Origin of the sequence: Streptomyces sp. Inha503 (assembly GCF_047215865.1) — a bacterium.
Classification (GTDB): Bacteria; Actinomycetota; Actinomycetes; order Streptomycetales; family Streptomycetaceae; genus Streptomyces; species Streptomyces lycopersici.
Window position 1 is genome coordinate 2,680,885 of record NZ_CP178360.1, and the last position, 22,067, is coordinate 2,702,951.

The following is a 22,067-nucleotide window of genomic DNA, read 5'->3' on the forward strand; positions in this document are numbered from 1 at the left end:
TTGTTCTTGTGCGTTGGGAGTTTCGACGGCGGCCGGAACCGCAAGAACAGCCCGACAGGCCGCTCGAGGCGGTACTTCATCAGGTCCAGCTACGTCTTCTCGACTACGAGCGATCCGGTGACCCGTCGAGGATCCTGGGGGATGACGCGGTCGCCGATGCCGAGGCGCTGGCCGAGGGAATTCGGGCAGACGCCGTCGGGGAGCTGACGCCTGAGGAGCGGCAGCGCTTCGACCAGGCGTGCCATGCGATCGGCTGGCTGCACTACCACCGGTTCAATGTGTCACCGGGAGAGGCCGCCCTTGTCGACCTCGCGAAGGCGGCGTTTTTCCTCAGCGCGGTGGCGGGCGATCCCGACGCGATTCCCGAACGCATGCGCACTCTGATCGGCCCCACCGCGGTCGTCGAGACCCGTGCGGGCCTCGCGGGGAGCGTTCTGACCCGCGCTTCGGAGACGGGTGATCTCGCCCTGCTCAACGCGACCGTCGACATCCTGATGCTCTTCATCGCGGACACGGCGCACGATCGCGTCGAGCGGGCGACCATGCTGTCCGACCTCGGCATCGCCCTCCAGGTCCGGCACTCGCTCACCGGCCGGTTCGACGACGTGATGCGGGCGATCGAGGTGGGTGAGCCCGCGGTCGCGGCCATCCCCGCGGACCATCCCGAGCGGGCGAGATGCCTGTCGGACCTGAGTCTCGCGTACGGGGCTTGGTATCGGAAGAGCGGGCTGGCCGAGCACGGGGACCGGGCCATCGAACTGGGTGAGGCGTCGGTGGCAGCCGCCTCGACCGACGACGTCGACCGGCCGAGATTTCTGTCCAACCTCGCCGGTGCCTATGCTGCCCGGTCCGAGCGGACCAGGGCGGTCGCCGACCTCGACCGGGCCGTTGATCTGCTGGAACAGGCGGTTGTGGCCGCATCTGCTGACCATCCGCAACGCGCTGGGCTGTTCGCGAACCTCAGCAGCGACTACCGGGCTCGCCATGCGTACAGCGGTTCACCCGAGGACCGTGAGCGTGCGGTGGCCACGGCCGAGCAGGCAGTCGCGGCAGCTCCGGCGAATCATCCGGAGCGGGCGAGGTACCTCGCCGTACTCGACGCCGCGCGGCGGGAAGCGTATGCGGGCAGCAGTGCCCCGGAGGCCATCGCCCGCCACCAGCGCGGGCCGGACACATCGGCTGCTTTCGCACAGCTCGCGAACGCCATGCGCACATCCGATCCGGCGCCGTTGCACACCGCGATCGAGTTGCTCACCACGCTCGTCGAATCCACCGCTGACACGCATCCGGAACGGCAGGCGATCCTCGGCAACCTCGGTACGGCACACCTCGAGCGTTACCGGCGCGGTAGGACGGCCGCCGACCTCGACCGCGCGATGGAGCTGTTGGATCACGTCGTGTCCGCCACTCCGGCGGGCGATCCGAACCGCACGGCGCGCCTGTCGAACCTCGCACAGTGCTACCTGGAACGCCATGCTCTCCGCGGGGCCGCGCAGGATCTGGACCATCTCATCGCCATCAGCGCGCGGGTCGTCGCCGCGACCGCCCCCGAAGATCCCGTTCTTGCCGCGAACCTGACCACCCTGGGCGACGGCTACCTCATGCGATACGAACAGGGCAAGGTCGCCTCGGACCTGGAACAGGCGATCACGGCCCTGACCAGGGCGGTGACGAGCACCGCGGCCGACGATCCAGGGTTGCCGGGACGGGTGGCGAACCTGGGCAGCGCTCATCGGGCCCGGTTCGAACAGTCCGGGACGGTCGCCGACCTCGACCGAGCGTTCGACCTGGTCAGCCAGGCACTGGCGGTGATGCCGCAGCACGACCAGGCCCGGGCGATGACGCAGGCGCACCTCGGCAGGATCTGTTTCCTGCGCGGCCGCCACAACAGCGCGGTCGCCGACCTCGACCAGGCAATACACCAGTTCGATCTGGCGGTGGCCGCGACCTCGCCCCAGGGCCCTTCGGCGGCACGCCGGCTGCACGACCTGGCCACGGCGTACTTCGTCCGATACGAGATCGCCGGTGACAGCGGCGATCTCGACAGCTGTATCGATACGGGCCGCCGTGCCGTCGCGAGTACGCCGGGCAACGCACCGGAGCGTCCGAGCCGACTGTCCACCATCGGTATCGCGCACCGCAATCGCTATGCGCACAGTGGGGCCACCGCCGACCTCGACCAGGCGATCGACGCACTGAACGAGGCGGTCGAATCCACTGATGTCCCCTCGCGGCGGAGGCTGTTCCAGTCGAACCTCGGTTTGGCCCACCTGGATCGTTACCGGCGCCGGCAGTCCGACGCGGACCTGGATCAGGCCGTCGACGTACTGGAATCCGCGCTCGCCGACACGGCGGCCGACGATCCGGAACGGCCGATGCTGTTGACCAATCTCGGCTTCGCCCATCTGGGGCGATGCATCGCCCACCGCCGGGCGGCCGATCTGAACCGGTGCATCGACCTGCTGGGGCAGGCCGTGGCCATCACACCGCCGCATAGCCCGATCCGGAGCGGAGCGCTGTCGAACCTGGGCTCCGCCTACCAGATGCGGTTCGAACGTTCGGGCGAGACCTACGACCTGGATCGCGCCATCGAGGTCATCGACGAGGCCATTGCCACGATCCCGGAGGAGCACCCGCACCTCGCGCGCACACTCCACAACCTCGGCCGGTGCCACCGGTTGCGGTTCGACGTCGACCATCGAGCACTCGACCCGCAAACGCTGCGACAGCTCAGCGACCAGGTGGCCAGGACGGCGACGGCGCCGCCGATGGACCGCATCTGGGCCGGGCGCACCATCGGCTCGCTGGCGCATGTGATGGGTGCCCATCGCATCGCCGTCGAACTGCTGGACCCCGCGGTCGCGCTGCTGTCGTTGGTCGTGCCCCGTGAGGCCGGACAGGCAGACGGCGAACACCGGCTCGGCGAACAGATCGGCCTGGTCTGGGACGCGATCGCCGCTCACTGTGCGCTCGGCGATCCGGTCGGCGCGCTGGAGGTGGCCGAACTCGGGCGCGGGATTCTGGTGGCCAACCACCTGGACGCGCGCAGCGAACACACCGACCTCGAATCGGCCCATCCGCGACTGGCGGCGCGTCTGCGCGGTGTCCGCGACCAGCTCGACGCCCCGTACGGCCAGGCGGCGGAGTCCGTCGATCACGTCGAGAGACGCAGGCACCTGTGGGCCGAGCACGACGGCCTGCTCGCAGAGATCCGCGAAGACCCGCGCTTCACCCGGTTCCTGCGTCCACCGAGGTTCGCGGACCTCCGCGCGGCAGCGTCCGGCGGTGCGGTGATCGTGATCAATGTCGGCAGCGTTCGCGCGGACGCGATCGTCGTCACCGCCGAGTCCGATCCGGTGCTGGTGCCGCTGCCCGACCTCGTCCTCGACGACGCGCTCCGGTACGGCTCGGAGGTGAAGGACGCGGTCCGCGACACCACACGGCTCGCGGGCGCGCTCCGCCGTCAACGGGTCTTCACCGAGACCACGAGCTGGTTGTGGGACACGATCGTCGAACCGGTGCTGGCCGCACACGGCACCGTGGACCGGGTGTGGTGGCTGCCCGTTGGCCTGCTCGGATTGTTCCCGCTGCATGCGGCAGGGCACCCGGGGCGCCCCGGGGCGCTCGATAAAGTCGTGTCCTCCTACACCCCGACGCTGCGGGCGCTCGCGCACGCCCGAACCCAGGCGTCGGCGACCACACGGCACCAGCTCAGCGTCGCCGTCGCTCGTACACCCGACCTGCCGGACTTGCCCGGAACAGTCGCGGAGGCCATGAACCTGCACACCCGGCACCCACACACCCCGCTGCTGATCGACGCCGACGCGACCACCGCACGCGTAGCGGCGGCACTGCCCGCCGCCACATGGGCACACTTCGCGTGTCATGCGACCATCGACCAGACGACGCCGTCCAACACCGGTCTACGGCTGCACGACTCCACCCTGACCATCGCGGACATCAACCAACTACGGCTCACCAACGCCGAACTCGCGTACCTCTCCGCCTGCTCGACGGCGAACCGCGGCATCAGACACGCAGAGGAATCCATCCACCTGGCCACGGCCTTCCATCTGGCCGGATACCGCCACGTCGTGGCCAGCCTTTGGCCAGTGGCCGATGAGTTCGCCGCCGCGGCGGCACACCAGTTCTATCAGCGCTTGCCGGACGTCCCCAACGCCGACGCCGCCGCGGTCACGCTCCATCGCGTCACGAAGGAGTTGCGCGCTCGCTTCCCGGACCGCCCGGACCTGTGGGCCTCGTTGATCCACAGTGGACCGTGACCGGCCACGCCCGTTACGAGACCGTACCCGGACGTCCGGGCGCCCGGCGGGCGCCGGGCGGGGAACGGCTCGCCCCGCTCGCTCAGTGGACGCCATCTCTTATGACGTGATCGTGGATGTGCTGCCGGGCGACGGGTCAGGGTGGGTGAGGGTGGTGCGCATGAAGGTGTCGAGGGTGGCGGGTGGCCGCGTGTATGAGTCGGCATGGGCGGGGGCGCCGGCGCCGAGCATGTAGAGGGGGGTGACAGTGGTGCCGTCCAGGCCGAGGCGTTCGGCCACGGCGCTGTCGTCGAAGGCCCCGGTCTGGAAGGGGCCCAGACCCATCCCGGTGGCGGCCAGGACGAATGTCTGCCCGAAGTGGCCCGCGTTGAGGAGGCAGACGCGGTAGGCACGGGGGAAGCGGTATTTGACCAGCATGCGCTCGATCACGGCGACCAGCACGACCACGAAGGACGCGTCGGCCATCCAGGACTGGCCCCCGCCCAGGGATACCAGGTCCTCGCCAGTGCAACCCGCGGTGAGCAGTTCCAGGGAGTGCTCTCGCGCGTTGTAGTGGTACCAGCCCGGTGCGACCCCTACCACGTGGCGGATGCCGACGTACGCTTCCAGCTCATGTCGTGCTCCGCCAGAGGGGCTGGTGCGGCGCATCAGGGCACCGAGGCCTCCGGCGTCGATGAAGTCCACCGGCCCGAAGGTGGTGGACAGCAGTGTCGCCAGGTCTTCCAGCGCCACCGGTCGCGGGGCGAATGAGCGGTGCGTGCGGCGCCGGTAGAGGATCTCGCCGAAGGGTGCGTCCAGGCGTGGTGGGGTGCGGGGCAGCAGCAGGCGCTCCGCGTCCGGGTAGCAGGCGAAGATCGCTGGGCCCCAGCGGCGTGCCACCTCGTCATCCCGTCGCCGCAGTGGAGCTCACCCGGAATCCCGAGGACGCCAGCCGCAAAGCGGCCTTGCCCGTACCACACCCCAAATCCACCAGATCACGCCCAGGCGCGCCATGACGATCGATCAGCGCCTGTAGAGAGACCGACCCACACGTCGTAGTCATCAGACTGCGTCAGCCGGTCGTAGACCACAGCTGTGCGGTCGTACGCCTCCCGCACCGGATCAGCAACGTCCCCGCCCACCCTTCACCTACTTGAGGATTTCGTTGCCTCGCGTACGTGTACGGCAACGCGGCGTACCAGGGGCTACCGGAAGACCTCGGGACAATAGCGCCGAGGTATGAGCCGCCGTCACGTCTCCGGCAGCAGATTCTTCTGCGGAGAGCCACGTGTCGACGATCACGTAATTCCCAAGGGGCTGTGGCCACGTAATTCCCCAGCCCCTGGGGTCGGCTTCGGTTACTTGGCCGGGGGCTCGGCGGGTCCCTTCGGCCGTTTGTTGGGTCGGTAGCTGGGGCCGTTCATGATGACCTGGTGGCTGGAGTTGATCAGCCGATCCAGGAGCGACTCCGCGACGACCGGGTTGGGGAAGAGGGGATACCAGTCGCTGGGCGCCCTGTTGCTGGTGATGATCAGGGACCGGCCCTGTCGTTCGGAGACGAGTTCGTAGAGGTCGTCGGCCTGGGATGCGGACAGCTGACGCATGGCGAAGTCGTCGAGGATGAGCAGGTCGGGGCGGATGAGTTCGCGCATGCGCCTGTCCCAGGTGCGGTCCGCGTGGCCGCCGGCGAGCTCGGCGAGGATGCGGCTGGTCTTGGCGAAGCGGACGTTGGCGCCCTGGCGGACGGCCTGGTGGCCGAGGGCCTGAGCGACGTGCGTCTGTCCGACGCGGACTGGGCCGAACAGAATTACGGACTCACCGGAGTGGAGCCAGCGCAGGGCGGCCAGGTCGCGGATCTGGGCGGCTGGCAGCTTCGGGGAGGCGTTGAAATCGAAGCCTTCCAGGGTGGCCTGCTGCTCGAACTTGGCCTTGCGCAGGCGGCGTTCGAGCGCGACGCCCTCGCGGCGGGTGATCTCGTCGTGACAGAGGACCTGGAGGAAGTCGAGGTGTCCGAGTTCGCCTTGCTGGGCCTGGGTGAGGCGGGCGTCGAGGGTTTCGAGCATCCCGGACAGCCGCAGGGTCTTGAGGAAGTCACGCAGGGTGGTGGTCATCACGCTCATCGGGCGGCCTCCTCGGCGTCATCGTGGCCCTGGTCGTCGTGGACGCTGCCGGGAGTCTGGGTGGGGATGGTGGCCGCGAACAGGCCCTCGAATCCGTGCAGGAAGGCCGAGGCTCCGGCGTCGCCGGTCTCGGGTTCCGGGTCAGTCTCGGTGCCGGCGACCAGGATGCCCTTGACGGTGCGATAGGACGGGTCGCCGACCGTGATCGCCTTGCGGCAGGCGGCCTCCAGGCGGGTGTCGCCGTACTTCTTCCGCAGCCCGAGCACCCCCTGGGCGGCCCGGAGCCGGTAGAGGGCGTTGACCTCCAGGAGCTGGTCGATCACCTCCCGGCAGGCGTCCCCGACCTGGGATGCCTGGCCGCGGCACCAGATCGGCGTCCGCATCTGGAAAGCGATCTTCTCGGGCGGGTAGTCATTCTTGTCGGTGCGTTTGCCCTGCTCCAGGGCGGCGTGGGTCTTGACCAGCTCGCCTTCGTGGAAGACCTGCACCGTGACAGCGGTGGAGCGGACATCGACGCGGCGGCCGATCAGCTTCCAGGGCACCGAATAGAGGGTGCGGCCGACCTTGATGTGGATGTCCGGGCCGACCGTCGACTTCGACCATCTGGCCAGCACGAACGGCTCGGCCGGCAGCGGAAGCAGGGTCTCGGCTTCTACTGCCTCGAACACCGACAGCGGCTTCGCGCCGTCCAGCGGGCGGCACTGGCGCTGACCTGCGACGTTCGTGGCCCAGAGCAGGGCCTCGGCCTGCATGTGTTCCAGTGAGGTGAACGTCCGCCCGCTCCAGAACGAGTCACGGACATAGGGCATGGGCCGCTCGACCCGTGGTTTGTCCTTCGGCCTCGAAGCGCGGGCCGGGTCCACCAACGCGCCGTAGTAGGTGGCGAGTTCGGCATACGACTTGTTGATCTGAGGGTCGTAGAGATCCGGCTTGTCCACCCCGGTCTTCAGGTTGTCCGGCACCAAGCGCCGTGGGACGCCGCCGAAGAAGCGGAACGCTTCAGCATGTGCCAGCGTCCAGGCGTGCTGGTCCATGTGCGCCACCGGGCGGACGAACATGTGCCGCGAGGCGGGCAGCACCATCACGAACGCCCAGATCCGGTGCCGTTTCCCGGTTGCCGGGTTGATCCACTGCCCCAGGAAGCCGTAGTCGATCTGGGCCTCCGAGCCCGGCTCGACGTTCTCCCGCAACACTGTGACCTTGGACCGGGCGGCCTCCTCGGGCAGGTTCTCGTGCACCCAGCGTCGGAACGTCGACAACGACACCTTCAACTTGCCCTCGTCCCGCAGCCGTTGGTGGATCGTGGTCGGCCGCCTCCGCCGGCGCCAGGTACTTCCTGATCGTCTTGCGGTCCACCCCAAGCGAGGCGGACACCTGGCTCTTGGACCGGCCCGCGTACCAGTGCACGTAGATCTCGACGATGTCGACCACGGTGAATGTTCTCCTTGCCATCCGGTGCGTCCGTCGACCTCTCGGCTCGCAGGTCAAGGGACCGCGAAGGCTCCGAGAGGCCAGGACCCTCAACCCGGGCACCGGCATGCCCATGGGGAACCCGACTGATTCGCAAGGAATGACTAACTATCGCCCAAACCACCCGAAACAGGGAACATCAGGCCAGTTCGAGCGCGGTCAGCGGCACCACCCGCGGTCAGCGTCCCGGTGGGGAATCGTGACCACGGGGGTGGGGAATTGGATGACGCTGATCATGCAGATCGTGGGGAATTATCTGACCGCCGACAGCCACGACGCTCCAATTGCTGGCAAACGCTCTCCAGCAGCCGAGATCTCATGTTTTCATGCGCTTCCATTGCTTCTACATGACGATGCCCCGTTTTAAGCATCGCCTCAAAGGCGATCACAAATTCCGCGTCGACGCGCCGGAGGTCGATCTCGCTCGCCCGCTCACCCCGGTACGCCATCTCAGCCTCCTGCTTCCGCCGCCTGACACCTCTATAGGAATTCACCATCTTCTCGTGAATTTCCTTCGCCCTCCTCTCGCTTTCGCCCAGTTCCCGCAGAACCGGGAACCTGGCATCGTCCAGGGAGAACGGAAGCTGAGACTCAAGAGCCGCGTTTCTCCCCTTCTTGGCAGCACAGGCCTCAAGGGCCTCCCCTAGCCGGTGGTAACTCTCCGACAACTTCGCCTGCCGCTCCGCGGTCAAGAATTCTCCGTCCACACCAACCTCCCCTCCTTGCTGTCGATGAACGGGCGACAGGGGATCGGAAACCCCTCACTGTCCCGCCTCGCTGGAGTCCGACGTGGCCTTCTGGTGAGCAACCACGGCCCCTGGGCACGAACGGTTCACCCGGAGGCGGGGATCTCCGTGGACTGAACCGTTGACGGGGGCCTTCCGTGGTGTCCTCCTGAGCCGCGACCGGTGGCGAACCCGTGGGGGGTGTCCGAGACCGGTCGCGGCTCTCCCCCGTCGGCGCGCGCAGGCCCTGATCGCCTACCCGGCCTCCGCCGTGGCCCACGGCCGCTTTCGCCGCCGCCGGTGCGTGGCCTTCCCGGGCGGCGGATCCGCCGCTCCGCATGTCAATCGAACGTCAAATCGATGTGGAACACCGCTCGAAACACTCCCTCCGGATCGGAGCCGCCGAGTCCGGCATCGATGCCAGGCCTCCATGAGGTCGCAGAATGAGGGAGACTTTCCATGCTCGTCCGGAATCAGGACCTGATACAGCAAGCACTGACGGCGGAAAAGCAGATGAGCAGCCAGGCACCCGCGCAGCGGATGCGACCACCATGCGACCACCACCCCCGAAAACACGGAAAAGGCCGTCCCCGCATCTGTGCGGAAACGGCCTCTGGGCTGCGGAAACGCTGGTCGGGACGACAGGATTTGAACCTGCGGCCCCTTGCCCCCCAGCCGGGTCGAGCCTGTGCGGCATGCTCCGATCCGTTCTCCCAGGTCACGCTGACGCACAATCAGCCGAGTAAAGGAGTCCACCGTTTTCGGCTTCTGCGCCCCGAGTTGCCTGGAAGCTTGCATCGTGACCGGGCGTCGCATATGTACCGTATACGCCCGAAGTCACACCCAGCACAGGTCCAAACTCTCCACCGCACGCACTGCAACTCACCAGATGGAAACATGCTTCTCACCAGGCGGAACAAGATTTTCGGCGTCCGCAGAGAGAGAAGCCGGGACCAGGAGGCCCGTGGTTGAGTTGCCAACCCTCCAGGGCTGATGAGGACGGCCCAGAATGTCAGCGGCAGTCCGGTCCGGAATCCCCACGTACGGCCTGTTGAGATGTCACTCTCGGTTTTGGATTGACCGGTTCCTGATGTGGCCGGTCACGTACCGGTGGACGCGATGGGATGCCGGCCAGGTCGGTACCGGGCACAGGCGATCAACTGTCTGCGCGGGCGCATCGGGGTCGACGCCGTCGTCGAGGGCGGCCTCGGCCTCGTCGAGACGGTCCTCCTCGGCCCGTAGGTCGGGATGGGTGGCCAGCACGATGTACACGCCGGCCTGTATCGCGGAGCCGAGCGGACCGAAGATCCGTTCCGTGACCAGCAGGGCCTCCATGTCGGAGGCGCGCAATGCGCCAGGGGGCAGGTGGCTGAGCCGATCCGTCACCAGCTCGGAGAGCAGGCCCTGCGGGCTGCCCACAGCCCGCAGGCGCCCGACGGCCGCGCGTCGACGTTTGATGTCGGCCTCCTGGGCAGCCAGGGATTCCTCCAGCCGGCCCAGGGTCTCCTCGATGTCCCCGGATTCGTCGAAGGCGGCTCGCATGTCGTCCAGACTGATGCCGACCTCCGCCATTCTGCGGATCCACAACAGGCGGATCATGTCGTCGTAGCCGTAGCGGCGGCGGCCGTCTCCACCGCGCTCGGGTTCCGGCAGCAGACCGATCTGGTGGTAGTGGCGGATAGCGCGTGGGGTGGTCCCGGCGAAGGCGGCAGCAGCGCCGATCTTGACCTGGCGGGGCGGTGTGACGAAGGGGTACATCGCAGACGGAGCCTTTCGTGCTGTGGTGCCTCGACGACACCACATGCCGCTACGGCAGGTGCAACAACACTGCGGGGCCCTGGCCGAGGAACTCCACGACCGCCGCAGCACCGCCACCCGGATCGTCGACTGCTGCACTCTGGGCGGCCGGACCACGCCCGCTGTCAGCCGCGCTTCGCCCGGCGGCAGCCTTCCGCGCCGGATCCTGGACGGCATCACCCACCCTTGACACTATACCCCCCGGGGGTACAAGCTGCGGAGTGTTCGTGCACTCGTTTGCCGTGGAGGCGTCGTGTATGAGCTGAGCCGCGCGGCCCCTGAGGACGACGGCCAGGCAGGCGGACCCAAGCTGACCAGGAGCGAGGTGTGGGCCGGGTTGCTCATCGGGGCCTGCGACGCGCGTCCCGTCGGTCCGCTGATCACCCACTGTGAGGTTGTCGAGGAAGAAGCGCAGTTCCAGCGGCTTGAGGACAGCTGCCTGCACACGGTGGCGGCGACGTTGGCGCATCCGCGGGAGCTGAAGTACAGCGGGCAACCGGCGATCAGTGTCTGAGATCATCGAGAGCGAGGAAGACTCCGTGAGCAGCACATCCGTGGATGTTGACTACCTTGACCACTCCGTGGTCGTGACGGTCACCGACCTCAACGGGTTGTACGACACCTATGAGGCACTCGGTTTCACGCTCACACCGCGGTCAACGCACGCAGGTACCGCACAGCCCGACGGCGAACGGCAGTCTCTCGGCACGGCCAACCGCTGCGCCGTCTTCGGCGAGAACTACATCGAGTTGCTCGGTCACCTGGACAGCAGCCTGCCGGATCCGTGGGGCGTGCGTCGACTCGCAGCTGCGTACGAGGGGCTCCGGGGCTACGTCTTCGGCTGCGGTGACGCCGATCACGTCGCTCGGAGACTTGCCGAGCAAAGGATATCCACCACGGGTGTCCTCATGCTGCAACGCGACATTCCGACGCCCGACGGCGTCGGGACGCTGCGGGCGCGGGTAATCCAGGTGGATCCTCCCCTCGCTCCCGAGGGAGGCGTTCGCATCGCAGAGGTCCAGGGGCTGGACCCCATTCACCAGCCGAGATTCCTCGACCACCCCAACGGGGCGGTGGGCCTGTCTCGGGTCACGCTCGTGGTCGCCGACGAGGAAACCGACCGCTACGTGGAGCGATACCGGAAAGTGCTCGGCATACCCGCGCGCCAGATTGGGCCGCGCCATGTGTTCGCTCTGCGGGTCGGCGGCCTGGAGATCGTGCCGTTGTCAGCCCTGGACGAGATTCTTCCCGGCGAGAAGGCCCCGACCTTGCCGTACGTCGCGGCTCAGACCGTCGCGGTCAACGACCTCGGCAGGGCCAAGTCGGTCATCGAGGGCAACGGGTTCGCCATCCGTCCGCTGCCCGGCGGCTTCTTCGTGTCAGCAGACGACACCCGCGGCGCCAACCTTGTCTTCGAAGCGCGGGCATGACCGAGCGCGCCGGACACGCGCCTTTCGCGGCCACCCGTCGCGGTCTGGTGCGTGGCCTCCGCCAGGGCCGGATCGCGGCGTTTCGTGGGTTTCCCTACGGGTCATCGCTCACCGGACCGGCGCGGTTCTCACCCGTCCGCAGGAACTCCCACGTAGCTTGTGTCGAGCGGAAACGCAAGATCAGGGCGGTCATCCCGGAGAACTAGGCGATCAACCCGCTGATCAGAACCACGCACAGGCCCTCCGCCCCTCCGGCCCACATACACTGCGGCGGTCGAGCGGTATCTGACCGGCGCGGGCATCGCGAAGTCCTCCGCCCGGATCCACCGGATCTCGCTGACGACGTGGGGATGGGTGTTCGCCGGCGAGCGAGCACCGACCGGACCGGACCGCCGCAGCACGAAGTCGCCTCCCGTCCCCATCACGGTCATCGACGATCCGGCGCTGCCGGAGGCGCTGGCCGAACTCGCGACTGCCCGCGCGGACGAGATGGACGCCAACACCGTCAACCGGGAGCTGCCCATCGCGCGCAAGGCAATTGGCTGGTGGCAGCGCCAGAGCTGGATCGCATGCGATCCGACGATCGACATCGAGCGGTGGCCGTGACGTTGTTCAGCGGCTCCACCATGACTTCCCCGACTGCGTGCATAGCGCAATCATATGGGCCTCCGGGTCCTCCGAAGCAGTGCCGTCCGTCGGCCTGATCGGATGCAGCGTCATGGGTTTTCTCGTTACTCCACAGCGCGACCGATGAGTTTGTGGCTCCCGGCCGGTCCTAGCTCGTGACACCCTAGGAAAGGACACCGCCATGTCGGAGCTTCTCGTCGACTTCATCACCTCCCTCGACGGCTATGCATCGGGAGAGGGATGGCCCGGGTTCTGGGGCCTCGAGGGCCCGGAGTACCTCGCATGGCTCGGCGAGCAGCCCGGGGCCACCTACCTGATGGGAGCGAACACCTACCGCCTGATGTCGGGCTTCGCCGCAGGCGAGGTCCCGAGTGGCCAAGACGAGTTCAGGCCCGAGGAAGAGGCGTCCGTCGACGAGCTCACGCAAGCGTCCAAGGTGGTGTTCTCCTCCTCACTCGAGGAGCCACTGACGTGGGCCAACTCCACGCTCGTCCGCGACGACGCCGTCGAGGCGGTCCGCGCCATGAAGTCGAGTGGCTCGGGGCTCCTCAGCACGATCGGCAGCCTCAGCCTGTGCCGGTCCCTGCTACGAGCCGGACTCGTCGACCGCTTCCGGGTCGTGATGTTCCCGGTGATCACCGGGGCCACGGGCGAAGAACGCATCTACGACGGCTATCCGGACGTTGCCCTCGAGATGATCGAGCACCGCACCTTCGACGGCCGCATCCAGCTGGTCGAGTACAAGCCCCGCGTGCTCGAGCACCCGCCGCTCGGCGTCCCCGCGTGACCTCGCCCCGTCCGCCGGTCTGGACGGCCGCCAGGCCGGCGCCGGCGGGCGCGGAGCAAGACCTGATAGGGGGCGAACGGCCAACGTCAGGACGCCCGATCCAGGTCGTGGCCGCGTGAGGGTGTCGGCATGATGGCCGACATGCCGACCATCGACGCTGAGGACTCGCCTTCCTCAAAGCCCAGGCCTCCGCCATCATGGCCACCGACCTCTTCCACATCGACACGGTCTTCCTGCGGCGCTGGTTCGTGCTGTTCTTCATCGACCACGGCACCCGACACGTGCACATCGCCGGGGTCACCCGGCACCCGACCGGCCCCTGGATCGCCCAGCAAGCACGGAACTACCTCGTGGACCTCGGTGACCGCGCAGAGTCGATCGGCCTCCTCATCCGGGACCGCGGCACCTACTTCACCGACAGCTTCGACGTCTTCCGGGCGATCGGCGTGCACGTCATTCCGACACCGCCCCGGGTGCCCCGAATGAACGCCATCGCGGAACGCTGGATCGCATCATGCCGACGCGAGGCAACCGACCGCGTCCTGATCGCCGGAGAGCGCCACCTGCGCCTCGTCGTCGGCGAGCACGCGAAGCACCACAACAGACACCGGCCGCATCGATTCCTCGGACAACGGCCGCCAGACCGACTCACCGACCCCGAGCCGACCATCGCCAAGGACCACACTCGCATCAGTCGACACGATCGACTCGGCGGCCTCATCCACGAACACTCGCGGGTCGCATAGGGTGACACAGATTCCGGCACCCACAGGCGCATTGCGAACGCGCAATGGTCTGACGCGTCAAACGCAACGCAACGCGTCAGGCCGGGGAGTCCTCCTCCATGGGCGGCATCAAGGCGCGCAGCCATCGCTCCGTCTGGGCGACATGGGCCTCGGCCGCTCCGGCGGCGGCGCGCGGATCGCGGTCGGCGATCGCGGTGGCCAGCAGGCGGTGATCCTCGTCGCTCTTGCGCCGCATCTGCTCGCCCTCGGGGAGGGTGAAGATCTGGTACTTGCGGGAGCGGGCGCGGAAGACCGAGAGCAGGGAGCCGAGGGCGGGGTTTCCGGCCGCGGTGGCGATCTCGGCATGGAAGCGGTGGTCGAGGTCCGATGCCTCGGTGGGGTCGTCGGTGGCGTCCATGGCCTCGATGAGCGCGAAGAGTTCCCGCACCGTCTCCGGGGTGCTGCGGGCCGCAGCCTGCGCCGCGACGTGGGACTCCAGGACACGCCGGATCTCGTACACCTCCAGCAGACCGGAGAGCGGCAGCAGTTCCAGGGTGAGCGACAGGCTACCTATGATGTCCTCCGGCCTGAGCTGGGAGACATAAGTACCGGAGCCGTGCCGCGGCTCGATCACCCCCAGGGCCGCGAGCATCCGTACGGCCTCGCGCAACGGCCCCCGGGACACGCCGAGTTCCTCGCACAGCTCGCCCTCGGGCGGAATGCGCCCTCCGGCGCTGAGGCGCCCGGTGGCGATCATGTGGCGTAGGCCGTGGAACGCCTTGTCGACTGCGGACATCCGATTCCTCCCGAACGGGCGGGGCGCGGTCCCGCGCCCTTCGTCGCACTGTACCGATTCATCAGATATGTCAGAGGTATCGATCGGAAGTCATCTGATGATCCACGCTGCTACACCCCTTGATTGCCGGGAATCCATCATGCAGGATGCCGAGTCATCATACGTGTTCTGGTCGCGATCAGATCTCTCTCGTTGCTGACGCCCCTCGGAACACCCGGACCCCGGCAGATCGGGACTCATGTGAGCGAGACCGATGTCATCGCGGCGCCACGCCCCCTGTTGCTGGCCGACGGCCGTCCCGCCGACCGGGCGTGGACGCTGGACCCCGCCATGAGACACCTGAACCACGGTTCCTTCGGCGCGGTCCCCCTGGTGGCACAGGAGCGGCAGAAGCAGCTGCGGGTGGAGATGGAGTGCTCTCCGGTGGTGTGGTTCCCGGCGCTGCCTCAGCGGATCGCCGACACCAGGGTCGAGATCGCCGACTTCTTGGCGGTGGCCGCCGACGACCTGGCCCTGGTGCCGAACGCGAGCGCGGGCATCAGCACCGTGTACGCCGCGCTCGACCGTCGCCGCGGCGGGGAGATCGTCGTCACCGACCACGGTTACGGCGCCGTGACCATGGGCGCCGAGCGGCTGGCGCGCGACCGCTGGGATGGCGGGGTCCGCACCGCGCGGATACCCCTCGACGCAGATGAGGAGCAAGCGTGCGAGGCCGTGTTCGCCGAACTGTCCGAGGCGACGGACCTCATCGTGGTGGACCAGATCACCTCGGCGACCGCCCGCCGGCTGCCGGTGGAGCGGATCGGAGCGGAGGCCCGGCGGCGCGGGATCCCGCTGCTCGTGGACGGTGCGCACGCACCTGGTCTGCTCCCCGCCCCGCTCTCGGGGCTGACCTGTGATTTCTGGGTCGGAAACCTGCACAAGTGGGGATGCGCGCCCCGGGGCACCGCAGCGCTCGTCGCCCGCGGTCCACTGCGTGAGCGGCTCTACCCACCGATCGACTCATGGGGTGCAGAGGACCCGTACCCCGACCGCTTCGACCAGCAGGGCACGGTGGATGCCACCTGCTATCTGGCGGCACCGACCGCGCTCGGCTTCATCGAGCACACCTGGGGCTGGAGGCACGCCCGCCGCTATATGGACCACCTGGCCGGTTACGCCGCGCAGGTCATCGGTGCCGCGTTCACCGAGCTGACCGGCGCCGACAGCAGCGTCGACGTCGGCATGCCGGTCCCCGGGATGCGTCTGGTGCGGCTGCCCGAGGGGCTCGGCGCCACCCGCGTCGAGGCCGACGCGCTGCGTGACCGGGTCGCCGGGGAGCTGGGTGTCGAGGCGGCCTTCACCAGCTTCGGCGGCATCGGCTATCTGCGGGTGTCCGCCCACGTCTACAACACCGCCGCCGACTACGAGTACTTCGCCGAGACCTGCGTCCCCGTCCTCGCCGAGTGGGCCCGCGCGGCTCGCGGGCGGCACGGCGCGCCATAGCGGCGCGACACCGTACTCCCCTCCCCACCCCCGACTCCCCAAGCCGCTCCGAGCGCGGCCCGCACCCAAGAAAGAGGTCAGCACGATGAGGAGAAGGACGGCAGCCCTCGCCCTCGGCACCGCCGCGGCGATGGTCCTGACCGGCTGTTCCGCCATGAGTCCGAACGCGAACGGCACGGTCACGCTCAACATGGTCGAGAGCCTGACCAACCCCTCCCGCACCGATCTGCTCAAGGGGCTCATAGCCGACTTCGAGAAGCAGAACCCCAAGATCAAGGTCAACCTGATCTCGCCGCCCACCGAACAGGCCGATCAGAAGATCCAGCAGATGCTCCAGTCCGGCAGCGGCGTGGACGCACTCGAGGTACGGGACATCACGGTCGGCCCGTGGTCGAACAACGGCTGGCTGTACGACATGGCAAAGGACCTCAAGGGCTGGCAGGGCTGGAATGCCATGACGGAGAACGCCGTCAAGGCGTCCGAGGACGCCAAGGGCCGTACCTTCTTCGTCCCCTACGGCTTCTACGGGCTGAGCCTCTTCTACCGCAAGGACCTGATCAAGGACGCCGGGTTCAGCAAGCCCCCGGCCTCCTGGGACCAGCTGCTGAAGCAGGCATCCGCCATCAACGACCCGGCGGAGCGCCGCTACGGCTACGCGTTCCGCGGCGGGGCCAACGCCAACAGCAACGCCACCGCCATCATCGAGGCGTACGTGGCCGACAAGGTCGACCTCGCCAACGGCTACAAGCTGAAGAACGGGCGCACGATCTTCTCCGCGCCCGAGGCCCTGGACGCCCTCAAGACCTACCTCACGCTCTTCAAGAAGGCGTCGCCCAAGTCATCCGTGTCCTGGGGCTATCCGGAGATGGTCGAGGCGTTCTCCAACGGCTCCACGGCCTTCCTCCTCCAGGATCCGGAAGTCATCGCCACGGTCTCCGAGTCCAAGTCGATCTCGAAGGAGCAGTGGGACACCGCTCCGCTGGTGGCCGGACCCAGCGGGAAGACCGTCCAGCCGCTGGCCACCGCCGGGTGGGGCATCGCGAAGGGCAGCAAACACAAGGCCGAGACCGTCAAGCTGATCAAGTTCCTGTCCCAGGGCAAGGCGTCGACGGACTTCACCAAGAAGAACAGCCTGGTGCCGATCCTCAAGTCGGCGACCGATGACCCGTTCTACAAGACCGGCCCGTGGTCGTCCTACGTCACCATGACCAAGCACCCCGACACCTATCTCAACGTCAGCCAGCCGCGCGGCGTGACCTGGTGGAGCGAGTGGGAGCAGAAGTCCGACGCCGATGTGCAGAAGATGGTGACCGGCAAGATGTCGCCCAAGGAGCTGCTGACGGGCTGGGACGCGTACTGGACCGAGAAGTGGGAGCAGGAGAAGTAGGGATGCCCGCCACGTCCGAAACGACGACCGGGCCGAAGACTTCGCGCCCCGTCCGGAAGCAAGCCGCCCCGCGGGCCCGGAACGGGCCGCGGGGCGGCCGGAAGCGGGAGTTCACGACCCGCCGGGGCCTGCTCATCGCCGCCTTCATGGCGCCTGCCGCGATCTTCGTGGCGGTGTTCACGTACTACCCCATGATCGCGGGCAGCCAGATGGCCTTCCGCCACTGGGATCTGAACGATCTCACGGACACCTCCTGGGTGGGCCTGGACAACTTCCACCGTGTCTTCTCCGACCCCAACTGGGGCACCGTGCTGGGCAATACGGGCGCCTGGGTCATCGGATCGATCGTCCCCCAGCTCGTGATCGGTTTCGCGCTCGCCCTGTGGCTGCGCCGCCGGTTCCGCTTCCGTGGCGTCTACCAGGCGCTGATCTTCTTCCCCTGGGCGATCTCCGGGTTCCTCATCGGCATCCTGTTCCGCTGGATGTTCAACAGCGAGTTCGGCGTCGTGAACGATCTGCTCCAGAAGGCGGGGCTGATCGACGAGCCCGTGGCGTGGCTGGCCGATCCGCACAAGGCGATGATCGCCGTACTGATCGCCAACATCTGGTACGGCGTCACCTTCTTCGCCATCATGCTCCTGGCCGCGCTCCAGTCGGTCCCCGACGAGCTGTACGAGGCCGCGGCGCTGGACGGGGCCGGGAAGGCACGCACGCTCTTCCAGATCACCATCCCCTATATCCGGGTCACGCTGGTGCTCACGGTGCTGCTGCGGGTCATCTGGATCTTCAACTTCCCCGATCTGATCTTCGGGATGACCGGTGGCGGGCCGAACAACCAGACACACATCGTGACCACCTGGATGATCAAGATCACTCAGCAGGGCGACTACGGCAAGGCCTCGGCGCTCGGTCTCCTCGTGGTCGCGGGGCTGCTGCTTTTCACGGTGTTCTTCCTGCTGGCCACGCGTGAGAAGCGAGAGGTGAGGTCGTGATCGGCAAAGAGACCGCGGCCGGCCGGGCCGTCCGGATCGTCTTCCTGGTGCTGTGGCTGGCCTTCACCGTGTTCCCGCTGTACTGGATCGCCATCACCTCGCTGAAGGCGCCGGGCGACATCTTCTCCTTCCCCCTCGCCTACTGGCCCGAGCACTTCTCGCTGGAGAACTACAGTGAGCTGTTCAACAAGGCCGACTTCGGGACCTATCTCACCAACAGCCTCATCGTCGCGACCGTCGCGGGCGCGGTCGCCACCGCCATCTCGATGCTGTCGGCGTATGTGCTGGCGCGCTTCGAGTTCCGCACCAAGTCCGCGTTGCTGACGGCCGCCCTGGTCACCCAGATGATCCCGGCCTTCATCGCGCTGGGCCCGCTGTATCTGCTGATGACCGACCTGAAACTGGTCGACAACCGGCTCGGGCTCATCCTCGTCTACATCGCCGTGTGTATCCCCTTCTGCACGGTGATGCTCCGCGGCTTCTTCGAGAACATCCCCGACGCACTGGAGGAGGCCGCGATGATCGACGGCCTCTCCCGGTTCGCGGCGCTGTTCCGGGTGCTGCTCCCGGTGATGCGTCCGGGGATCGTGGCGGCGTTCATCTTCAACTTCGTCAACTGCTGGAACGAGCTGTTCCTGTCGGTGACCCTGATGAACAGCGACGCCAACAAGACGACCCCCACGGCCCTCAACGGATTCATCTCCAGCTTCAACATCGACTGGGGCTCGATGTCCGCGGCGGCCGTGTTCACGATCCTGCCAACCATGGTGCTCTTCGCCTTCGCGAGCCGCCACATCGTGCAGGGGCTCACCTCCGGCGCCGTGAAGGGGTGAGGCCGATGGCCGCGATCGACGTTCCGCTGCCCGACTCCGTCCATGTGATCACCGGTCCGTCCGGGGACCCGCGCACCGCCGCACCGGCGGGGGCGGGCCGCTGGACCGTGCCCGGCGCCGAGGTGACGGCGCGACACGATCCATACGGCGCCCTGCGGCTGGTGCTCGCCGCGCCGGGTCAGGAGGGCCTGTCGACGGTGGCGCTGCGCTGGCGCCACCACCCCGGCGGTCACCGCCCCGCCCTGGTACTCGGCGATGCGTGGGAGCGCTCGTACGGCGAGTTGCAGTGGCGCGGCGTCCAGCCGGAACGCCCCCTGCCCTGGTACTGGCTGAGCACCGACCCGGCGACCGGTGGCTGCGCCGGGCTGGGCGTACGGACCCGCGCCGGGGCGCTGTGCTGCTGGACGGTGGACGAGGACGGCACCACGCTGTGGCTGGACGTACGCTCCGGCGGCCTGCCTGTGCTGCCGGGCGACCGGGAGATCGCCGCCGCCACGGTGGTCGGGGTGGCGACGGGTGCGGACACCACCCCGTACGCGGCGCTCCAGGAGCTGTGCGCCGCCATGTCCCCCGATCCGCTGGTGCCCGCGCAGCCGGTGGTCGGCTGCAACAACTGGTACTACGCCTACGGCCAGGACTTCGGCCCGGACGCCGTACTGCGCGACGCGGCCACCATCGCCGAGTTCGCCGGGGACCATCCAGTGCGGCCGTTCTGTGTCGTCGACGACGGCTGGACGGAGGGCGGGGGAAGCGCCCCGGGAGGGCCGTGGGACACCGGCCTGCCCGGGCTGTTCGACGACATGGCGGGCCTGGCCGCGGGCATCGCCGACCGTGGCGCCCGGCCAGGCCTGTGGTTCCGGCCGCTGCTGTCCCGGGTGCCGACGGAGGGGATGCGCACGGACACCGGCGCTCCCGGCCGGATCCCCCTGGACCCGTCGCTGGACGCGACGCTGGCGACCGTCGCCGCCGATGTCGCCCGCTTCCGCTCCTGGGGTTTCGAGCTGATCAAGCACGACTTCAGCACGTACGACGTCTTCGGCCGCTTCCACCCGGACACACCGCACGAAATGGCCGGTGCCGGATGGCGGCTCGCCGACCGCACCCGCACCACCGCCGAAGTGCTGGTGGGCCTCTACCGGACCATCGCCGAGGCGGCCGGGGGCGCCGTGGTGCTTGGCTGCAACACCGTCGGACATCTGGCGGCGGGTCTGGTACGGGTGCAGCGAACCGGTGACGACACCTCGGGCCGTCACTGGGAGCGCACCCGACGGATGGGCATCAACACCCTCGCCTTCCGGCTGGCCCAGCACAGCCGCTTCTACGCGGTGGATGCCGACTGCGTGCCCTGTGCCCCGGCCACCGAGTGGCGGCTGAACCGTCAGTTCCTGGACCTGGTGGCCCGTTCCGGCACCGCGCTGTTCGTCTCCGTCGCCCCGGCCGCCCGTACCCCGCAGACCGATGCCGACCTCGGCGCGGCCGTCCGGCTCGCGCTGGACGGCGGGTCGCCCGGCGGCGTCGAACCGCTGGACTGGCTCGGGACCACGGCCCCGCGCCGCTGGCGGACGGGCGACGAGGAACGCACGTACACGTGGTCCCAACCCTGGGGTGCGTGGCCGCCGCTTCCGCTCTAGACAGCTGTCGACGGCCCTGGCCATTGGTCAGCCGCGGGTGGATTCGCGACACCGCCGGACGGGTGGACGACCTGATGAACTGTCTCACCGCGAACTCGATATCGACCTCTCGTCGGCCGCTTTCTATTTGACGGACAGCGAGGACTCGCTACCCGCTACTCGCTGATTGGAGAGGTCCGAGGCACCGGGCTCATACTCGGGTTCGAACTCATCGAACCGAAGACCAAGGTCCCGGCCGTCGCGGCGACGAACGCCGTTCTCGCGCAGTGCCGTGAGCGCGGGTTACTCATCGGGAAGGGCGGGTTGTCGGGCAACGTCCTTCGCGTGGCACCGCCGATGACGGTCACACTCGATGAGGCCAGGCAAGCGCTGCCTGCTCAGGCACCGCAACTTCAACGTGCTCGGGGACGAGCCTTCAGGCCGTCAAGGGTGAGGTCGAGCAGCCGTTCCGCTCGTTGCCGTTGTTCAGGGCTCGCCGAGGTGAGGGCGATCCCTTCGAGGGCGGCGCCGATATCGGCGGGACTGATGTCGGTACGAATCGTCCCGGTGGCCGCGCAGGCGGACATGAGGGCGCTCAGGGCGGCTTGGATCATCTCCCGGCTGTGACCGTAGGGGTTGCTCCCCGTCGCGGCGATGGCGCGCAGGGCATCGATCATGCCGTACTTGGCCGTTACGTAGTCCAGGAAGAGGCGGGTCCAGGCACGCAGGGCCTCAAAGGGCGGCTTCGCCGCCAGCAGGGTGGGGGCCGCGTCGCACAGCTGGGCCACTTCATTGCGGTAGACGGCCTCGACCAGCGCTTCGCGAGTGGGGAAGTTGCGGTACAGCGTGGCACTGCCCACCCCTGCCTCTTTGGCGATGCGCTCCAAGTGGGCGTCGAGCCCCTCCGTTGCGAATAGGCGCACTGCCGCCGTGAGGATCTTCTCCCGGTTGCGCCGCGCGTCAGCTCGCAACGGCCGTTGCGCTCCCTCGGCCATAAGCGCTCGCCATCCCTTCTCAGGCT

The 22,067-nt window shown here is 68.1% G+C and carries 17 protein-coding genes and 3 pseudogenes; 13 read left to right on the forward strand and 7 right to left on the reverse strand.

Features of this window, described 5'->3' with window-relative positions:
- Window positions 1–8 precede the first annotated feature (8 nt).
- Complete coding sequence (locus tag ACJX2R_RS10760; RefSeq protein WP_413099893.1) at window positions 9–4,283, forward strand: CHAT domain-containing protein; 4,275 nt, start codon at window positions 9–11, stop codon at window positions 4,281–4,283.
- A 99-nt stretch (window positions 4,284–4,382) separates the two neighbouring features.
- Here ACJX2R_RS10760 and ACJX2R_RS10765 read toward each other — a convergent pair whose 3' ends face one another.
- From ACJX2R_RS10765 to ACJX2R_RS10785, 5 genes and pseudogenes are all read right to left on the reverse strand, one after another.
- A complete protein-coding gene (locus tag ACJX2R_RS10765; RefSeq protein WP_413099894.1) occupies window positions 4,383–5,162 on the reverse strand; it encodes a SagB/ThcOx family dehydrogenase in 780 nt (259 codons plus the stop codon).
- A 458-nt stretch (window positions 5,163–5,620) separates the two neighbouring features.
- Window positions 5,621–6,382: an IS21-like element helper ATPase IstB gene (istB, locus tag ACJX2R_RS10770; protein ID WP_413099895.1), complete on the reverse strand. Its 762-nt coding sequence runs from the start codon at window positions 6,380–6,382 to the stop codon at window positions 5,621–5,623.
- Window positions 6,379–7,813: pseudogene (istA, locus tag ACJX2R_RS10775) on the reverse strand (IS21 family transposase). The gene istB and the pseudogene istA overlap by 4 nt, the downstream one beginning before the upstream one ends.
- A gap of 272 nt (window positions 7,814–8,085) precedes the next feature.
- A complete protein-coding gene (locus tag ACJX2R_RS10780; RefSeq protein WP_413099896.1) occupies window positions 8,086–8,559 on the reverse strand; it encodes a hypothetical protein in 474 nt (157 codons plus the stop codon).
- A 1,188-nt stretch (window positions 8,560–9,747) separates the two neighbouring features.
- Window positions 9,748–10,335: pseudogene (locus tag ACJX2R_RS10785) on the reverse strand (MerR family transcriptional regulator); the annotation flags it as partial.
- 43 nt (window positions 10,336–10,378) lie between these two features.
- Here ACJX2R_RS10785 and ACJX2R_RS10790 point away from each other — a divergent pair.
- From ACJX2R_RS10790 to ACJX2R_RS10815, 6 genes are all read left to right on the forward strand, one after another.
- Window positions 10,379–10,564, forward strand: coding sequence for a hypothetical protein (locus ACJX2R_RS10790; protein WP_413099897.1), 186 nt, complete (start codon window positions 10,379–10,381; stop codon window positions 10,562–10,564).
- A 63-nt stretch (window positions 10,565–10,627) separates the two neighbouring features.
- A complete protein-coding gene (locus ACJX2R_RS10795; RefSeq protein WP_413099898.1) occupies window positions 10,628–10,888 on the forward strand; it encodes an AtaL-like protein in 261 nt (86 codons plus the stop codon).
- On the forward strand, window positions 10,881–11,804 hold the full coding sequence (locus ACJX2R_RS10800; RefSeq protein ID WP_413099899.1) for a VOC family protein: 924 nt from the start codon (window positions 10,881–10,883) through the stop codon (window positions 11,802–11,804). The genes ACJX2R_RS10795 and ACJX2R_RS10800 overlap by 8 nt, the downstream gene beginning before the upstream one ends.
- Before the next feature lie 354 nt (window positions 11,805–12,158).
- Window positions 12,159–12,410 carry a hypothetical protein gene (locus ACJX2R_RS10805; protein ID WP_413099900.1) on the forward strand — a complete coding sequence of 84 codons (252 nt, stop codon included), beginning with the start codon at window positions 12,159–12,161 and terminating at the stop codon, window positions 12,408–12,410.
- A gap of 202 nt (window positions 12,411–12,612) precedes the next feature.
- Complete coding sequence (locus ACJX2R_RS10810) at window positions 12,613–13,218, forward strand: dihydrofolate reductase family protein (protein WP_413099901.1); 606 nt, start codon at window positions 12,613–12,615, stop codon at window positions 13,216–13,218.
- Window positions 13,219–13,415: 197 nt separating this feature from the next.
- A complete protein-coding gene (locus tag ACJX2R_RS10815; RefSeq protein ID WP_413099902.1) occupies window positions 13,416–13,964 on the forward strand; it encodes an integrase core domain-containing protein in 549 nt (182 codons plus the stop codon).
- 76 nt (window positions 13,965–14,040) lie between these two features.
- Here ACJX2R_RS10815 and ACJX2R_RS10820 read toward each other — a convergent pair whose 3' ends face one another.
- Complete coding sequence (locus ACJX2R_RS10820) at window positions 14,041–14,739, reverse strand: FadR/GntR family transcriptional regulator (RefSeq protein WP_413099903.1); 699 nt, start codon at window positions 14,737–14,739, stop codon at window positions 14,041–14,043.
- Between the two features lie 240 nt (window positions 14,740–14,979).
- On the opposite strand from ACJX2R_RS10820, the gene ACJX2R_RS10825 reads away from it, so the two are divergent.
- The 6 genes and pseudogenes from ACJX2R_RS10825 to ACJX2R_RS10850 form a co-directional block, all read left to right on the forward strand.
- Entirely contained in the window at window positions 14,980–16,224 is a 1,245-nt protein-coding gene (locus tag ACJX2R_RS10825) for an aminotransferase class V-fold PLP-dependent enzyme (RefSeq protein WP_413099904.1), read from the forward strand.
- A gap of 85 nt (window positions 16,225–16,309) precedes the next feature.
- Window positions 16,310–17,611 carry an ABC transporter substrate-binding protein gene (locus ACJX2R_RS10830; protein ID WP_413099905.1) on the forward strand — a complete coding sequence of 434 codons (1,302 nt, stop codon included), beginning with the start codon at window positions 16,310–16,312 and terminating at the stop codon, window positions 17,609–17,611.
- A gap of 2 nt (window positions 17,612–17,613) precedes the next feature.
- The gene (locus ACJX2R_RS10835; RefSeq protein WP_413099906.1) at window positions 17,614–18,603 is read left to right on the forward strand and encodes a carbohydrate ABC transporter permease; all 990 of its coding nucleotides are present in this window, start codon (window positions 17,614–17,616) and stop codon (window positions 18,601–18,603) included.
- Window positions 18,600–19,436, forward strand: a complete 837-nt coding sequence (locus tag ACJX2R_RS10840; protein WP_413099907.1) for a carbohydrate ABC transporter permease — start codon at window positions 18,600–18,602, stop codon at window positions 19,434–19,436. The genes ACJX2R_RS10835 and ACJX2R_RS10840 overlap by 4 nt, the downstream gene beginning before the upstream one ends.
- 5 nt (window positions 19,437–19,441) lie before the next feature.
- On the forward strand, window positions 19,442–21,067 hold the full coding sequence (locus ACJX2R_RS10845) for a hypothetical protein (protein WP_413099908.1): 1,626 nt from the start codon (window positions 19,442–19,444) through the stop codon (window positions 21,065–21,067).
- A 129-nt stretch (window positions 21,068–21,196) separates the two neighbouring features.
- A pseudogene (locus ACJX2R_RS10850) lies at window positions 21,197–21,427 on the forward strand (aminotransferase class III-fold pyridoxal phosphate-dependent enzyme); the annotation flags it as partial.
- Between the two features lie 32 nt (window positions 21,428–21,459).
- On the opposite strand, the gene ACJX2R_RS10855 reads toward ACJX2R_RS10850, so the two are convergent.
- Window positions 21,460–22,041, reverse strand: a complete 582-nt coding sequence (locus ACJX2R_RS10855; RefSeq protein ID WP_413099909.1) for a TetR/AcrR family transcriptional regulator — start codon at window positions 22,039–22,041, stop codon at window positions 21,460–21,462.
- Between the last annotated feature and the right edge of the window lie 26 nt (window positions 22,042–22,067).

What these genes read in the sequence shown, in the direction of transcription:
- istB (WP_413099895.1), bottom strand. Translation starts at nt 6,382, where the DNA reads ATGAGCGTGATGACCACCACCCTGCGTGACTTCCTCAAGACCCTGCGG.
- ACJX2R_RS10790 (WP_413099897.1), top strand. Translation starts at nt 10,379, where the DNA reads ATGCCGCTACGGCAGGTGCAACAACACTGCGGGGCCCTGGCCGAGGAA.
- ACJX2R_RS10810 (WP_413099901.1), top strand. Translation starts at nt 12,613, where the DNA reads ATGTCGGAGCTTCTCGTCGACTTCATCACCTCCCTCGACGGCTATGCA.
- ACJX2R_RS10815 (WP_413099902.1), top strand. Translation starts at nt 13,416, where the DNA reads ATGGCCACCGACCTCTTCCACATCGACACGGTCTTCCTGCGGCGCTGG.
- ACJX2R_RS10820 (WP_413099903.1), bottom strand. Translation starts at nt 14,739, where the DNA reads ATGTCCGCAGTCGACAAGGCGTTCCACGGCCTACGCCACATGATCGCC.
- ACJX2R_RS10830 (WP_413099905.1), top strand. Translation starts at nt 16,310, where the DNA reads ATGAGGAGAAGGACGGCAGCCCTCGCCCTCGGCACCGCCGCGGCGATG.
- ACJX2R_RS10835 (WP_413099906.1), top strand. Translation starts at nt 17,614, where the DNA reads ATGCCCGCCACGTCCGAAACGACGACCGGGCCGAAGACTTCGCGCCCC.
- ACJX2R_RS10845 (WP_413099908.1), top strand. Translation starts at nt 19,442, where the DNA reads ATGGCCGCGATCGACGTTCCGCTGCCCGACTCCGTCCATGTGATCACC.
- ACJX2R_RS10855 (WP_413099909.1), bottom strand. Translation starts at nt 22,041, where the DNA reads ATGGCCGAGGGAGCGCAACGGCCGTTGCGAGCTGACGCGCGGCGCAAC.